17 protein-coding genes are annotated in these 15477 nt (G+C 62.6%); 11 read left to right on the top strand and 6 right to left on the bottom strand.

The window, feature by feature from the left end:
• The first annotated feature begins 29 nt into the window (after positions 1 to 29).
• From C265_RS10475 to C265_RS10490, 6 genes are all read left to right on the top strand, one after another.
• Positions 30 to 1190, top strand: coding sequence for a DUF1275 domain-containing transporter (locus tag C265_RS10475; protein ID WP_010810537.1), 1161 nt, complete (start codon positions 30 to 32; stop codon positions 1188 to 1190).
• A gap of 97 nt (positions 1191 to 1287) precedes the next feature.
• Positions 1288 to 1452, top strand: a complete 165-nt coding sequence (locus C265_RS32495; protein WP_010810536.1) for a hypothetical protein — start codon at positions 1288 to 1290, stop codon at positions 1450 to 1452.
• A gap of 89 nt (positions 1453 to 1541) precedes the next feature.
• A complete protein-coding gene (locus tag C265_RS31350) occupies positions 1542 to 1889 on the top strand; it encodes a YkgJ family cysteine cluster protein (protein ID WP_010810535.1) in 348 nt (115 codons plus the stop codon).
• 107 nt (positions 1890 to 1996) lie between these two features.
• Positions 1997 to 2650 (top strand): metalloregulator ArsR/SmtB family transcription factor, encoded by a 654-nt coding sequence (locus C265_RS10480; protein ID WP_010810534.1) that lies wholly within the window; start codon positions 1997 to 1999, stop codon positions 2648 to 2650.
• A 74-nt stretch (positions 2651 to 2724) separates the two neighbouring features.
• Complete coding sequence (locus tag C265_RS10485) at positions 2725 to 3102, top strand: hydroxyacylglutathione hydrolase (protein ID WP_010810533.1); 378 nt, start codon at positions 2725 to 2727, stop codon at positions 3100 to 3102.
• Positions 3099 to 4394, top strand: coding sequence for an MFS transporter (locus C265_RS10490; RefSeq protein WP_010810532.1), 1296 nt, complete (start codon positions 3099 to 3101; stop codon positions 4392 to 4394). The genes C265_RS10485 and C265_RS10490 overlap by 4 nt, the downstream gene beginning before the upstream one ends.
• Positions 4395 to 4527: 133 nt before the next feature.
• Here C265_RS10490 and C265_RS10495 read toward each other — a convergent pair whose 3' ends face one another.
• The 3 genes from C265_RS10495 to C265_RS10500 all read right to left on the bottom strand — a co-directional run bounded on the left by C265_RS10495 (position 4528) and on the right by C265_RS10500 (position 7488).
• Entirely contained in the window at positions 4528 to 6108 is a 1581-nt protein-coding gene (locus tag C265_RS10495; RefSeq protein WP_010810531.1) for an isocitrate lyase, read from the bottom strand.
• 143 nt (positions 6109 to 6251) lie between these two features.
• Positions 6252 to 6482, bottom strand: a complete 231-nt coding sequence (locus C265_RS32165; RefSeq protein WP_143010713.1) for a hypothetical protein — start codon at positions 6480 to 6482, stop codon at positions 6252 to 6254.
• 49 nt (positions 6483 to 6531) lie between these two features.
• Positions 6532 to 7488, bottom strand: coding sequence for a helix-turn-helix domain-containing protein (locus C265_RS10500; protein WP_010810530.1), 957 nt, complete (start codon positions 7486 to 7488; stop codon positions 6532 to 6534).
• A 261-nt stretch (positions 7489 to 7749) separates the two neighbouring features.
• Between C265_RS10500 and C265_RS10505 the strand changes: the two genes are divergently transcribed.
• From C265_RS10505 to C265_RS10515, 3 genes are all read left to right on the top strand, one after another.
• On the top strand, positions 7750 to 8571 hold the full coding sequence (locus tag C265_RS10505; protein WP_010810529.1) for an alpha/beta fold hydrolase: 822 nt from the start codon (positions 7750 to 7752) through the stop codon (positions 8569 to 8571).
• Between the two features lie 44 nt (positions 8572 to 8615).
• Complete coding sequence (locus tag C265_RS10510) at positions 8616 to 9242, top strand: cysteine hydrolase family protein (RefSeq protein ID WP_010810528.1); 627 nt, start codon at positions 8616 to 8618, stop codon at positions 9240 to 9242.
• Between the two features lie 64 nt (positions 9243 to 9306).
• Positions 9307 to 10002 (top strand): dienelactone hydrolase family protein, encoded by a 696-nt coding sequence (locus C265_RS10515; protein WP_010810527.1) that lies wholly within the window; start codon positions 9307 to 9309, stop codon positions 10000 to 10002.
• Between the two features lie 134 nt (positions 10003 to 10136).
• Here the strand turns inward: C265_RS10515 and C265_RS10520 are convergent, their stop codons facing one another.
• From C265_RS10520 to C265_RS10530, 3 genes are all read right to left on the bottom strand, one after another.
• Positions 10137 to 10985, bottom strand: a complete 849-nt coding sequence (locus C265_RS10520) for a class I SAM-dependent methyltransferase (protein WP_010810526.1) — start codon at positions 10983 to 10985, stop codon at positions 10137 to 10139.
• Positions 10986 to 11244: 259 nt separating this feature from the next.
• Positions 11245 to 12831 carry a malate synthase A gene (gene aceB / locus C265_RS10525; protein WP_010810525.1) on the bottom strand — a complete coding sequence of 529 codons (1587 nt, stop codon included), beginning with the start codon at positions 12829 to 12831 and terminating at the stop codon, positions 11245 to 11247.
• A gap of 50 nt (positions 12832 to 12881) precedes the next feature.
• Positions 12882 to 13583, bottom strand: a complete 702-nt coding sequence (locus tag C265_RS10530; RefSeq protein ID WP_010810524.1) for a haloacid dehalogenase type II — start codon at positions 13581 to 13583, stop codon at positions 12882 to 12884.
• A 281-nt stretch (positions 13584 to 13864) separates the two neighbouring features.
• Here C265_RS10530 and C265_RS10535 point away from each other — a divergent pair, with 281 nt between their 5' ends.
• Both C265_RS10535 and C265_RS10540 read left to right on the top strand, forming a co-directional pair.
• Entirely contained in the window at positions 13865 to 14818 is a 954-nt protein-coding gene (locus C265_RS10535; RefSeq protein ID WP_010810523.1) for a LysR family transcriptional regulator, read from the top strand.
• Positions 14819 to 14992: 174 nt separating this feature from the next.
• Positions 14993 to 15427, top strand: a complete 435-nt coding sequence (locus tag C265_RS10540) for a universal stress protein (RefSeq protein ID WP_010810522.1) — start codon at positions 14993 to 14995, stop codon at positions 15425 to 15427.
• Positions 15428 to 15477: the final 50 nt, after the last annotated feature.

Below are 15477 nucleotides of genomic sequence, written 5' to 3' on the forward strand. Positions count from 1 at the left end.
CCCGCGCAAGCCTCCTTACCAACGCAACCATGCCTATCCTGTACTTGCGCAAGCTGACTGGGAAGGAGCGCAGTCCCGGCAGCAATCGGCAACTGGCCTGCTACCTGGCGTTTGTGGCCGGAGCAACCAACGCAGGCGGCTTCCTGGCCGTGCAGCAGTACACCTCGCACATGTCGGGCGTTGTGTCCGCCATGGCCGACAACCTGGCGCTTGGCAGTTTCTGGCTGATGTTGGACGGCCTTGGGGCCTTGCTGTCGTTCCTGGCGGGCGCCGCCTGCTCAGCGGTACTGATCAACTGGGCCCGGCGCGAGCGACTGCATAGCGAATACGCATTGCCGCTCATGCTGGAAGCCTTGTTGTTGGTGTGTTTTGGCCTGCTAGGCAGCAATCTCGAACACCACGAATGGTTGTTCGTGCCGGCAACAGTCATGGTGCTCTGTTTCATCATGGGCTTGCAAAATGCCATGGTCACCAAGCTGTCGAATGCCGAGATCCGCACCACGCACGTGACCGGCATGGTCACCGACATCGGTATCGAACTGGGCAAGCTGTTCTATTGGAACCTGTCCAGGGCCGATTCGAGCAAGCCGCCGGTGCTCGCCAATCGGCATAAGCTGCAGGTACTCATCACACTCGTCGTATTGTTCTTTGCCGGCGGCGTCATTGGCGCCCTGGGGTTCAAGCACGTCGGGTTCAGCGCCACACTTGCGCTGGCAACCCTGTTGCTTGCCCTCGCTGCGGTTCCGGTGCTGGACGATGTGCGTCTGCATTTGTGGCGCCGGGATCTTCTGGCTCATTTGATCGCACGTTCCCGGCGTTGGGCTCGCGCAGTCAAGGAAGATGTGCACGCCGTGTGGCTGGCCGCGCAAGATCCCCGCACGCCATGGTATGCGAAAGCACTGGCCTTGCCGGTCGCCGCCTATGCCTTGTCGCCCATTGACCTGTTTCCCGATTTCATTCCGGTGCTCGGCTATCTGGATGACGTGGTGGTGGTGCCGCTGGGCTTGTTGCTGGCAATACGGTGGATTCCGGTCGCGGTAATGCGCCAGCATCGCGCGGCGGCCGCGGCATCCGCCCACCGCCCCGTCAGCCACGTTGCGGCGCTGGTGATCGTGACGCTCTGGGCCGGTGCAGCGGTGTCGGCAATGATCTGGCTTGTGCAGCATCTGTCTGGGCGCGGAGGCACATGAAACGGCGGCCCGATCAGGCGCGGCCATCGGCCAGTCCCACAGCAAGGTCCCGGCCTGAGCTGACGACACGGCTCGATGGCCTCGCAGAGGGAAAGAGATGAGCGACGAACAGTATCACCGTGCCGTGGACCTGATCCACTTGCTCTATGCAGCACTGGCCGGCCTGATGACGCCCGGCGGCGGCGAGGATGCCCGTGAGCTGGCCGAGAGCGCTATGCAAGAGGCGTCGGAATTCCTCAGACTACCGCCGGGGGCACGTTAGTTGAACTAGATCGCGGCGCACAGTTGGGTTGAATGTAGCGCGCATCCTACCTCGGCCAGCTCCTGACCGACTTTCTGATAACCGCACCAATGAATAGTCAAAAGATCAGATTTCTTCGCTCACGAATTCCCACATTTGAGTGCACCCCTGGATGTCATGACTGTTGTGGTCCTGTGACAACCTCAACGGAGGAAATGTCGAGGCTTCCCGTCAAAAGCGATGCCGAGCACGAAACGGCGCTGGCAAACCTGAGTTGCCCTCACCTTGATACCAAGGGATGCAGCGTGTATTCGGAGCGCCCGTTGATTTGTCGCTTGTTTGGAACGACCCCAAGGCTTGCCTGCCCGAACGGAAACCGGCCGGTCAGAATGATCGATCCGGAGATTGAACAAGAGATTCAGCGCTTCTTTCTAGAGACACGTCACGTGCTGGTCTGACTGAGGCATGAAGCTACCGCTGGCAGCCGCTGTCAAACAGCCTCCCAGAGAGAGGCTCCTTCCACACAGAGCTTGCCATTCATTCTAACGTTCCATAGAATGAAAAAATGAGAACGTTAAAGAACCACCTGTACGAGCAGGTCGCGCGCATCGGGAAAGCCGTAGCCAGCCCGAAACGTCTGGAGCTTATCGAGCTTATGTGCCAGGGTGAGAAAACCGTCGAGGTTCTGGCCGCCCAGGCAGAAATCAGCGTGAAGCTCGCCAGCGCTCATCTCAAGGAGCTGCGCCAGGCTCGTCTCGTCGAGACCCGCAAGGATGGGAAGTACGTCCAGTACCGTCTGGCCAGCACCAGCGTGGCCGACCTCTGGGTAACGCTTCGTTCAGCGGCCGAGGAGCGGCTAGTGGAATTGCAGGTGGCCCTGGCGTCAATCATCGGGCATGGCGACGACCTCGAAGGATTCGACCGTGCTGCCATCTTGAAGAAGGCCAGGGCCGGAGAAGTGCTGGTTCTCGATGTGCGCCCAGCAGAGGAGTTCGCCACGGCCCACTTGCCGCATGCTCGCTCCCTGCCACTCGACGAACTCAGGAAGCGGCTTGCCGAGCTGCCCAAAGACATGCCCGTTGTCGCGTACTGCCGCGGCCCCTTCTGCCTGATGGCCAAGGACGCTGTCGAGTTCCTGCGCAAGAAGGGCTATCGCGCCTTCCACCTGACTGATGGCGTGGCCGAGTGGCGCGCTCACGGGCTGCCCATCGAGGCATAGGGCAAGGAGACGGATGTCATGGCACGGAAAGCGCGGGCCGACTAGGCGCCAGTGTCCAGACACAGGAAACCGTCATGTTCTTCCGCCAACGTCCCACTGAAAACGCCACCTTTTCCTATTTCTTTGGATGTGCCGGCCGGCCGGACCTGGCCGGGAGAGAACGCGAAATGGCCGCCCGACTGCACGATAGCTTGCATCGCAAGCTGTTGAATCTCCCTGCCGAGCTTGAGATTTATCCTGGACATCAAGCCGGCAGCGCCTGCGGCGCAGGCCTTTCTGGCAAGCCTGCATCGACCATCGGGTTCGAGAAACGCTTCAACCCGATGCTCGCAATGTCGCGCGATGCCTTTGTCGATGCGGTGGTTGCCGACATCCCGCAGCAACCGGAGAACATGGCTCGCATCATAGAGGTCAATCTGCGTGGCATTAAGCCCGAAGGTGCGCGCGATTGAAGCCGCTCTCGATTGACTTCGGCATACGTGCCAATCTTGGCCAGATTCTGCAGCAACTGCTGCAGGTGCTGTTCGTAGGCATGACCATTGGCATGATGCGCAACGTTGTACCGGCGCTCGCCGAGACCGAGTTCGGCGTGCCACGTGGGTCGTTCATGCTACTGGTGGCCTTCGTCGTGGCATTCGGCTTCGTCAAGGGTGCTATGAACTTCGTTGCGGGTCGCCTGGCGGAGCACATCGGCCGCAAACGAGTGCTGCTCATCGGATGGCTTGTAGCGCTACCGATTCCGCTGCTTATCTATTTCGCGCCATCGTGGAACTGGATTGTCCTGGCAACTACCTTGCTCGGTGTGAATCAGGGCCTGACCTGGTCAATGACCCAGACGGCCAAGCTCGACATTACGCGAGCCGACCAGCGCGGCCTGGTTATCGGGCTGAACGAATTCTCTGGCTACGTGGGTGTCGCCGTGGCAGGAGTGGTCACGGGCTATGCGGCTTCCATCTCGGGTCCGCGCGAAGGATTGCTGTGGTTCGGCGCTGTCGTCATTGGGCTGGCGACATTGCTCGCCTGGCTGGTGGTGATGGAGACGCTGCCCTGGGCCCGGGCTGAGGTCAAACGCCACACCGCCGGCACATCCGCGACAGTGCTTCACCCACGCTACCCGCCGGGCGTAAGCGAGCAACCATCGAGCAGCGAGATGTTCGTCCTGATGAGTTGGCGCGACCGTCGAATGGCCGCGCTCTGCCAGGCCGGGCTAGTGGAGAAGTTCGTTGACGCGCTGGTTTGGGCCTTGTTTCCCATCTACCTGCACCAGCAGGGAGTGAGCCTGCCCGGCATTGGCTGGATAGTGGGTGTCTACGGCTTTACCTGGGGCGGTGCCCAGCTATTCACCGGTAGATTCTCGGACAAGGTCGGCCGTCAGCGCCTCAATGTCGGGGGTATGTGGGTGTGTGGCGCTGGCGTGGCCCTGCTGCCGCTAGGCAGCGGCTCGGTTTGGTGGAGCACCTCGGCCGCCGTGACCGGGCTGGGCATGGCGATGTTGTACCCCAATCTGAGCGCTGCGGTAGCCGACATCGCACACCCCAGTTGGCGGGCGTCTGCCATTGGCATCTACCGCTTCTGGCGCGACCTCGGGTATGGCATCGGCGCGCTCTGCCTGGGCGCAGCTGCAGCGCTCGGTGGCCGCGTCGAGAGTGCATTCTGGTTCGTCGCCATCGCGATGGGACTGTCTGGCCTTGTACTGTATCACTGGGGAGAGGAGACGCATCCGCGTCTCAACCCAGCACGCTGATTTCAAGCCACACGTACAGCTTCTGCATGGAAGCGCACAAGAATATGTTTGATGAGAACCCCGCGAGCGATCTCGCCGGACAAAAAAACGCCAACCCGTATCGGTTGGCGTTTTGCTTGGGGTATTACTGGTATCAGAACTGGTTCATGGTGTTGTCTTTACCCGCCGCTTTCAGGGCCGCTTCGCCGCTGAAATACTCCTTGTGGTCGTCGCCGATGTCCGAGCCGGACATGTTCTGGTGCTTGACGCAGGCGATGCCCTGACGGATTTCCTTACGCTGCACGCCAGCCACATAACCCAGCATGCCCTGGTCGCCGAAGTATTCCTTGGCCAGGTTGTCGGTCGACAGCGCGGCGGTGTGGTAGGTCGGCAGCGTAATCAGGTGGTGGAAGATACCTGCTTCGCGCGACGCGTCGGCCTGGAAGGTCCGGATCTTTTCGTCGGCGAGCTTCGCCAGTTCGGTCTGATCGTATTCCACGCTCATCAGCTGGGCGCGGTCATATGCCGACACATCCTTGCCCGCGGCCTTCATCGCGTCATACGCCTGCTGGCGGAAGTTCAGGGTCCAGTTGAACGACGGGCTGTTGTTGTACACCAGCTTGGCGTTCGGGATGACCTTGCGAATCTCGCTGACCATGCCGCCGATCTGGGCGATATGCGGCTTTTCGGTTTCGATCCACAGCAGGTCAGCGCCGTTTTGCAGTGCGGTGACGCAATCCAGTACGCAACGCGCTTCGCCCGTGCCGGCGCGGAACTGGAACAGGTTGCTGGGCAGGCGCTTGGGACGCAGCAGCTTGCCGTCGCGCTTGATGATGACGTCACCATTGCCCAGTTGGTCGGCCGACAACTCCTCGCAATCGAGGAAGGAATTGTACTGGTCGCCCAGGTCGCCCGGCGTGTTGGTCACGGCGATCTGCTTGGTCAGGCCGGCACCCAGCGAATCGGTACGGGCCACGATGATGCCGTCGTCCACGCCCAGTTCCAGGAAGGCGTAGCGGATGGCGCGGATCTTGGCCAGGAAGTCCTCATGCGGCACGGTGACCTTGCCATCCTGGTGGCCGCACTGCTTCTCGTCGGACACCTGGTTTTCGATCTGAATGCAGCATGCGCCCGCTTCGATGAACTGCTTGGCCAGCAGGTACGTTGCTTCGGCGTTGCCGAAACCCGCGTCGATGTCCGCGATGATGGGCACGACGTGGGTGACGTGGTTGTCGATTTTTGCCTGGATGGCGGCCTTGGCAGGGCCCTGGGCAGCGTCCAGCTCGCGGAACAGGCCGCCCAGCTCACGGGCGTCGGCCTGGCGCAGGAAGGTGTACAGCTCGCGGATCAGCGCGCTGACGGAGGTTTTTTCGTGCATCGACTGGTCCGGCAGCGGGCCGAACTCAGAGCGCAGCGCGGCCACCATCCAGCCGGACAGGTAAAGGTAGCGACGCTCGGTGCTGTTGAAGTGCTTCTTGATGGAGATCATCTTCTGCTGGCCGATGAAGCCGTGCCAGCAGCCCAGCGACTGGGTGTACTTCGACGAGTCGGCATCGTAGGCGGCCATGTCGGCGCGCATGATCTTGGCAGTGTACTTGGCGATGTCCAGGCCAGTCTTGAACTTGTTCTGGGCACGCATGCGGGCGGCATACTCGGGATTGATGGCATTCCACGCGCTGCCGTGGTTCTCTTTCAAACCGGCAACTGCCTTGATGTCGTCTTGATACTGGGCCATGGGAATTTCCTAAGAAGAAAGCGCGTTTGAAAAAATAGTTGAGTGTGCTGGCGGATGTCGAGGCGAGCAGCGTGGGTTCATTGTAGGGCGTTCTTGATGCGTCGCGGCAAAGTCTTATATAAGACATAAGAGTTGATTTTTCCTTATTTTTCAATGAGATAAACACTAAATTCCGCAATGTGGAAAGCATTTTCAAGGAACGAAAGATAGCGCCGGGGGAAACCCGGAGCAAATTCCACAATGTGAAACGCTCTTTCAGTTGCCGGAGGCAGGCCGGGCACGGATGGGATGGTCGTCAGAAACCGGCCAGAGTCGGTCAATAAAAATGGGATCGGGCTACCACCGCGATGCGGCCATCCAGTGGTTTTGCGCACGCAGGTCTTCGAGATGTTCTTCGAGTAGGCACCCAGGCCGGGCATCGGCCTAGTGTGGCGCCTGCATGCGGAGATGCGACGCGCGCAGCGTCTGGCTGGGCAGCACGCCGAACAGCCGGCGGTACTGCATGGCGAACCGGCCGATGTCCCAGACCCCGAAGCGCATACAGATGCTCGTGACCGTCTCGCCTGCCTTGGCATGCTTCAGCGCCTGGCGCGCGTGGTGCAAGCGGTGGAGCACCAGGTACCGGTGGGGGCTGATGCCGACGTACCGGTTGAACACGTTGCGAATGGTACGTTCCGAGGCACTGGTAGCTGCGCACAGATCTTCAAGCAGGATGGGCGTGTGCCGCGCCGCTGCCAGCAAGTCCATGGCCTGGCTCAGGATGCGCCGGTGATTCTGGTGCCTGGCAGTGTCGGTGCTACGCGCGGCTAGCGGCAGCAGGGTGTTGAACGCGAGCCGGAGGAGTTCGCTGCGTGCGGTCTGCTCGCCAGCCGGGTGATGCAGTTGGGCAGGCTGGCGATCATCGATGAAGAGCAGGCGCTGGGTCAGCGCAAGCAGGGCGCCCAAGCTTGGACCGCCGGTCAGGACAAGATTGCGGGCGAGCAATGACAAGTCGGCATTGTCTGCGTATGTCGCCATCCACCGGCAGACGAGCTCGCATGGCATGGAGATTGTCATCCAGCTTGCCGGGCGGCTGGCGTCGATATGGAACATGCGGTCCGGCGCCATCCAGCCGATTGCATGGCGGTCGAACCGGCGCCCGTCGACCACCGTGCATTCATGTCCGCTCAGCGGCAGGAACAGGTTGAAGCATCCCGGCATGCCTGCGCCACTGTAGATCGTCGCGGCGCCTTCCTGTCCGGCCATCAAGGCAACGCCATTCAGCTCGAGCACACGCAGGCGCCAGTCCCGTCGCTGCGCCGAGCGCAGCATGTACCGGCCGTTTACGCCATACAGTGACGCTTCGAATTCATCAAACTCCGCATAGCTGGCGTTGGTCATCGTCACCCTCTTGCGCTCAAGTGAATTGGAGTGCCCTGCGGCGGGATGGCTGACACCTGGCGCAGGCTCGGCAGGCACCATCCGATTTGCCGATTTTACGTAGCGTCTGGCCAGAGTCCAGGAGAATAATGGCCGTCACCGCGATGGTTGCCGACCGTGAAGCAGGCTGCCATGCCGCCAGCGCACAGGCTGGCGACGATCGCACACATCGGGTCCTCGAGCCGCCGCGGGCTTTCCAATCCCCTTCAGACGGAGCAAGCCATGGGAACGATTACAACCAGGGACGGGACCGAGATCTACTTCAAGGACTGGGGCGCGGGGCAACCAATCGTCTTTCATCACGGCTGGCCCCTGACCGCCGACGACTGGGATGCCCAGCTTCATTTCTTCCTGGCCAGGGGGTTCCGGGTCATTGCGCACGATCGCCGCGGCCACGGCCGCTCCACCCAGACCGCCATCGGCAATGAGATGGACACCTACGCCGCCGACGTGGCCGCGCTCGTTGCGCACCTCGACCTGAAGGACGCTGTCCATGTCGGCCACTCGACTGGCGGCGGTGAAGTGGCACGCTATGTCGCGAAGCATGGCGCCGGGCGCGTGGCCAAGGCGGTCCTGATCGGTGCCGTACCGCCGATCATGGTCAAGACGGACGCCAATCCGGGGGGCTTGCCGGTGGAGGTGTTTGACGGCTTTCGCGAGCGGGTAGCCACCGACCGCGCCCAGTTCTACAAGGAAGTGCCGGTGCCCTTCTATGGCTACAACCGCGATGGCGCCAAGGTCTCGGAAGGCGTGAAGGACAACTGGTGGCGACAGGGCATGATGGGCGGGGTCAAGGCCCAATACGATTGCATCAAGGCATTCTCGGAAACCGACTTCACCGAAGACCTGAAGGCGATCGACGTGCCGGTGCTGGTCATGCACGGCGACGACGACCAGATCGTGCCCATCGGGGCCTCGGCCCCGTTGAGCGCGGAGCTGCTGCGCAACGGCACCCTGAAGGTCTACAAGGGCCTGGCGCATGGCATGTGCACGACCCATCCGGATCTCATCAACAACGATCTGCTGGCGTTCGTGCAACGCTGACCAGTGTCGCAGAGGCACGATTGCCAGTGCCAGGGAGGACGATCATGACAGGCCCCGCCTACACCAGCGAGTCCACCGGGCTTCTGCTGGTGGATCCGTACAACGATTTCCTGAGCGAAGGCGGCAAGCTGAACGGCCTGGCCAAGCCGGTGGCGGACAAACTCGGGACGCTGGCAAATCTGCGTGCGGTGACCAGCGCGGCGCGTTCGCGCGGCATACAGGTGTTCTACGTGCCGCACCATCGCGCCCGCCCGGACGAGCATCTCGGCTGGCAGCACGCCAGCCCCTACCAGCTCGGTGCCAGCCGCGCGCAGGTCTTTGCCGAAGGCACCTGGGGCGGAGACTGGCATCCTGATTTCCGCCCCATGGCCGGCGACGTGATTGTCCATGAGCACTGGGGCGGCAGCGGCTTCGCCAACACGGACCTGGATTTCCAGCTCAAGCAGCACGGCATCCGGCAGGTCGTCCTGGTGGGCTTGCTGGCGAACACCTGCATCGAAGCCACGGGGCGGTTCGCGGCGGAACTTGGCTACCATGTGACCCTGGTGCGGGACGCGACCGCGGCATTCTCGCCGGAAGCCTTGCATGCCGCGCATGAGATCAACGGGCCCACGTTCGCGCATGCCATCCTGACCACCGCCGCATTGCTCTCCGCGCTGGGCGCGCGCTGACGGGGAATTGCGCTACATTGACGGCTGCCCGCATGGGCAATACCCCCGCATAACAGGAGGCATCATGGGCGAGTACACATCGATCGACGTAGCGGACGGCAACTTCCGGGCCTACCTTGCCAGGCCGACATCAGCGGCCAACGGCAAGGCCATTGTGGTGATCCAGGAGATCTTCGGCATCAACGACGACATGCGTGCCACCTGCGATCATTTCGCGCAACACGGTTTCACCGCCATCTGCCCGGATCTCTACTGGCGCCAGCAGCCGAACGTCGAACTCACCGACAAGAGCGATGCGGAATGGCAGAAGGCCCTGGCGCTCTACCAGGCCTTCGATGTCGATGCGGGCGTGGGCGACCTGGATGCGACCATCCAGTTCACGCGGCGGCTGGACGGCATTACCAGCGGCGTGGGCACGGTCGGCTACTGCCTTGGCGGACTGCTGGCATTCCTGACCGCAGTCCGCACCAATGCCGAAGCGGCTGTCTCCTACTACGGCGTCGGCATCGACAAGCATCTCGGCGAGGCCGCGACGTTCACCACGCCGCTGCTGATGCATATCGCCGAGGAAGATGAATTCGTGCCGCCGGAAGCGCGGGCGCGGATCGTCGCGGCGCTGTCGGACAAGCCCAATGTCGAGATACACACGTATCCCGGCTGCATGCACGCCTTCGCGCGAAACCAGGGCGTCCACTATGTCGCCGACGCCGCCGAACGGGCCAATGCCCGGACGCTTTCATTCTTCCAGGCTATGCCATAGCCTGCGCCGCAACCACGCTCCGTCCGGCGGGACCGGGAACGGCGCCGTTGCGGTCCCGTTCCGGTCGTACCGTGTCGCGCATGAGGCGACGCGATTAAGCCCGCAGGCGACCCTCAGTCTCCAACGGGCGAAAACTATCCTGGCTTGGCGCCTGACCCGATGATGAGTTCAAGCTCGGTCTTGAAGCCTTCACCGACGTCGAACTGCTTAAGGCATTCATAAACCTCGTTCCAGGCCCTCAATCTCGCCGCGACGTCGAGGTCCGCTACCACAGCCCGGTATGCCCCGGCGGCTTCCTGCATCAGTTGCAGAGCATCGGACGCGCTCGGCAAGACGAGCTGCGCTCGAACATGCTGTGTTTTCACATCGCCAAGACCGCTGTCGTTCATCAGGCGTTCCATCACGCCATCGCCTCCCAGTGCGAAGATTCCAGGTTGTCCGGGGGCGGGCGGAGACTTGCCCGCGTGGCGTAGAAGGATCGCCATCGGCTGGGCCATAAAGGGATTGTTGGCCGGCGTCGTGAAGACCAGCGCCGCGAAACGCGCACCAGGCTTGAGTACGCGTCGGACAGATTCCAATGCCTCACCAGGTGACGGGAAAAGCATCAATCCCAATCGACACATTGCCGCGTCGAACGGCGCCAGTGTCTCGTCCAATTCGTCTACTGCGCATTCCAGCGTTTCGATATTCTGAAGACCGGCACGAGCGGCATTTCGGCGGACATGCTCCAGCATGGTGCCCGATATATCACTGGCGACCACTTCGCCGCCGGCACCCACACGCATCGCTGCCTGGATGCTCTGGCTGCCGGCACCGCAGGCCAGATCGAGAACGCGCATGCCCGGCCGGATACCGGCCATATCGATGAGCGTGTCCGTGGCGCCCGAAAGATTGGTGGCAAACACATGCTCCCACTTCGCCCAGCCGGGTGCTGCCGACTCCCACGTATTGCGAAGATTGGATTTCACGCTGCTGTCGGTCATCTGGAGACTCCCTCAGGACGCCGCCTGTACAGGAGCATTGTAGTGCGCAAGCGATGCGTGTGGCCCCCGTCATCCAGCGCCCGTAAGTTGGCGGCTTCCACGCAGAAGGCTTACGTTCTGCGCACATTTGGAGGCTGTGCCAGTGAGTGACCGCCTTCCTGAACGACTCCAACAGTTGAGTGGACACTCGATCGGCATCCTAAAAGAAAAAACCGCAGCCAAAGCTGCGGTTTTTTCATCCTGCTAGCACCCTACCCGCTTAAACTTCCTCATACAGCGGCAGCGTCAGAAACTCAGCAAAATCCTCCGACGTAGACATCTGCTCAAAAATCTCAGCAGCCCGGTCATAGGTCTTGGTATCGCCACCCACCAGTGCCTTCACCTTCGCCAGCTCTTCCGGAATCAGCTTGCGCACCAGCTCGGCCGTCACCTTGGTGCCGTCTTCCAGCTTGCCCTTCGGCGAGCGGATCCACTGCCACACCTGCGAGCGCGAGATCTCGGCAGTAGCAGCATCTTCCATCAGGTTGTGGATCGGCACGCAGCCGTTACCAGCCAGCCAGGCGCCCAGGTAGTGGATGCCGACGTTGATGTTCATGCGCAGGCCATGCTCGGTGATCGGCGTTTCCGGCTTGAAGTCGAGCAGGTCGGCGCCCTTCACTTGCACGTCGGGGCGTTGCTTGCTGAACTGGTTGGGCTTGTCGCCCAGCACTGCCACGAATTCCTTCATGGCCGGCTCGACCAGGCCCGGGTGGGCAACCCAGCCGCCGTCGTAGCCGTCGGTGGCATCGCGGCGCTTGTCGCTGATGATGCCTTCCATGGCGATGGCGTTCTTCTCCGGATCGTTCTTGATCGGGATCAGCGCGCTCATGCCGCCCATGGCGGGAGCGCCGCGGTGGTGGCAGGTCTTGAGCAGCAGCAGCGCGTAGGCACGCATGAACGGCGCGGTCATCGTGACCTTGGCGCGGTCGGCCAGGCAGAAGTCCTTGTCGTTCTTGAACTTCTTGATGCACGAGAAGATGTAGTCCCAGCGGCCGGCGTTCAGGCCAGCGCTGTGCTCGCGCAGTTCATACAGGATTTCGTCCATCTCGAACGCCGCCAGGATCGTTTCGATCAGCACGGTGGCCTTGATGGTGCCTTGCGGCAGGCCGATCTCGTTCTGCGCCATCACGAAGATGTCGTTCCACAGGCGCGCTTCCAGATGGCTTTCCATCTTGGGCAGGTAGAAGAACGGGCCGGCGCCGCGGGCGATCTGCTCGCGGGCGTTGTGGAACAGGAACAGCGCGAAGTCGAAGATGCCGCCCGAGATGCGCTTGCCGTCGATGGTGACGTGCTTCTCGTCCAGGTGCCAGCCGCGCGGACGCACTTGCAGGGTGGCGATCTTGTCGTTCAGCTTGTATTGCTTGCCCTTGGATTCCAGGGTCAGCGTGCGGCGCACGGCGGCCTTCAGGTTAACCTGGCCCTGCAGCTGGTTGTGCCAGTTGGGGGTGTTGGAATCCTCGAAGTCGGTCATGTAGCTGTCAGCGCCCGAGTTGAAGGCGTTGATGACCATCTTGGCCTCGACCGGGCCGGTGATTTCCACGCGGCGGCATTCCAGGGCCTGGGGGATCGGGGCAACCTTCCAGTCGCCTTCGCGGATGCTCTTGGTTTCCGGCAGGAAGTCGGGGATCTCACCGGCGTCCAGGCGCTTGGCGCGTTCCACGCGCGCGGCCAGCAGTTCCTGACGGCGCGGCTCAAAGGCGCGGTGCAGCTTGTCTACCAGGGCCAGGGCTTCCGGCGTGAGGATATCTTCGTAGGCCGGCAGGATCTCGCCGGTAATCTTCATGCCCGCGGGCAGCGTGATAGCCATCAGTCTTCTCCTGTGATCGATAGCGGTAAGGCTTGGTTGAAGGGACCCTGCTACACCGCCACGCCACGGACGCGGACGAATTCAAGCAGGTCGTTCATGTCGTGCCCGGTGCCGGAGGGGGCTACGTCGAGCCGCTCCGCCGGATGGCCGGCACGGTTGATCCAGAACGTGGTGTAGCCGAACCACGTGGCGCCGCAGGCGTCCCAGCCGTTGGACGAGACAAAGAGCATCTCTTCGGCGGGCAGGCTGAAGGCTTGCGGCCCCAGCGCGTAGGCGGCCGGCGCGGTCTTGTACTGGCGCACGGCGTCCACCGACAGCACGTGGTCGAACAGGCCATGCATGCCGGAGCTCTTGACCGAGATGTCCAGCATCTCGGCATTGCCGTTGGACAGGATGCCCAGCGGCAGCCCGGCGCGGCGCAGGCGCTTGAGCGCTCCCAGGTTCTCCGGGAACGCGGACAGGCACGCGTATTCCTTGAGCAGCTGCGCCTCGGCGGCTTCATCCAGTGTCAGGTTCAGGCGCTCGGCGGCGTAGCGCAGCGCGTCCACGGTGATCGCCCAGAACGGCTTGTAGCGCGAGCCATCGGGGGCGGCCATGGTGCGGATGCGCGTGTAGTCGATCTGCCGGTCCCGCCACAGCAGCGCCAGCGCCTCGCCGCGGCCCGGGAACAGTTGTTCCGCGCGCGCGGTGACGGAATACACGTCGAACAGCGTGCCATAGGCATCGAAGACGACTGCGCGGATCTTGTTCATGAGGGCCTGGGCAACCTGCAACGGTACGGGCGACTGGGTGGATGGACGAGCAGACCACAGCTGCGTGGCTCTGTACACCATTGAATGCATCGAATTGTAGGGAGACGCTGCAGTGCGGCAAAGTGGTCGCGGGTCACTTGATCTTTTACTTTTAGGCAACTAATCTTGGCTGACTAAAACAAAACTCCGCACCAAATCCTCCTCACTGCCGGCCATATGGACGCAACGCCACCGCTTGCGTGACCGTGCCGGCACACCGCAGGCACATCAGGCAAACATTTGTGGACCACTTCAAACAACTGGAGACCTTTGTATCCGTCGCGTCGCGCGGCAGCCTTTCCGCAGCGGCGGCGGCTGAAGGCGTGGCGCCGGCCATCATCGGGCGGCGCATCGACGCGCTGGAGGAGCGCCTGGGCGTCAAGCTGCTGGTACGGACCACGCGCAAGATCAGCCTGACCTTTGAAGGCTCTGCCTTCCTGGAAGACTGCCAGCGCATCCTGAACGACCTGCACAATGCCGAGGCCAGCGTCTCGGCGGGCGGGGTCAAGGCCAGCGGGCACCTGCGCGTGACCGCCCCGGCGGGCTACGGCCGCAAGCACGTGGCGCCGCTGGTGCCACTGTTTATTGAGTCGCATCCGGATGTGTCGATCACGCTGGACCTGTCTGACCGCGTGGTCGACCTGGTCAATGAAGGCTTCGACTGCGCCATCCGCCTGGGCGACCTGCCCGACTCCAGCCTGGTATCGATCCGGCTGGCCGAAACGCGCCGCGTGGTGGTGGCCTCGCCCGAGTACCTGGCGCGCGCCGGGCGCCCTATGGCGCCGGAAGACCTGCAGCGCCACAACTGCCTTGCCTTTGGCGCCAGCGCCAATGTGCAGCGTGGCTGGGTGTTCCAGGAGGAAGGCCGCGCGGTCACGGTCAAGGTCGGCGGCACCATGGAATGCAGCGACGGCGCGGTGCTGCATGAGTGGTGCCTGCAAGGCAACGGGCTGGCGTGGCGCTCCTGGTGGGAGGTCGGCAGCGAGATCGCCAGCGGGCGGCTGGTGACGGTGCTGGACGAGTTCCAGGCGCCGCCGATCGGCATCCATGCGGTGTTTCCGCAGCGCAAGCACCTGCCGCTGCGGGTGCGGCTGTTTATCGATCACCTGAAGAACACCTACGGCAACCCGTCCTACTGGCGCCGGGCCGAACAGGCCGCAGCCCCCACGCCGGTCGCCGAGGTCCTGGCGGACTGAAGGATAGGCGCCTGCCGGTGTGCTGAGACGCTTTCATTGCAATTGATTCCGCGCAATGCCCTTCTCGGCACACTGACTACAATGGATTCGTGACAGGCGCTTACCGGCGCCCCGGCATCCGCCGATGCCAGCTGGCTGCCCTGCCCCGATCCCTAGTCAGAAAAGGAGCCCCGCATGTTCCAACATATCCTGCTACCCACCGACGGCTCGGAACTCTCCAAGAAAGCCATCAACGGCGGGCTGGAGCTCGCCAAGGCCATCGGCGCGCGCATCACGGCCTATGTCTGCCTGGAGGAGTACCCCTACACGCCGTTCAGCGAAATCGTGGTCGAAGCCCCGCAGGCCTTCAAGGACCGCATCGAGAACCAGGCCAAGCTGTATCTGAAAGAGGTCGAGAACCTGGCCACGGCGGCGGGCGTGACCTTCGACGCCGATATGTCGACCTTCGCGGTGCCCTACCTGGGCATCATCGACGCGGCCGAGCGCCATGGCTGCGACGTGATCTTCATGGCATCTCATGGCCGGCGCGGGTTGTCCGGCCTGCTGCTGGGCAGCGAGACGCAGAAGGTGCTGACGCATACCGACATCCCGGTGATCGTCTACCGCTGACCCCCGGGCGCACAGCGCCAGCAAAGCAAAACCGCCCGCACCGGCATGAC

The organism is Cupriavidus sp. GA3-3, assembly GCF_000389805.1.
GTDB classification, from domain to species: domain Bacteria; phylum Pseudomonadota; class Gammaproteobacteria; order Burkholderiales; family Burkholderiaceae; genus Cupriavidus; species Cupriavidus necator_D.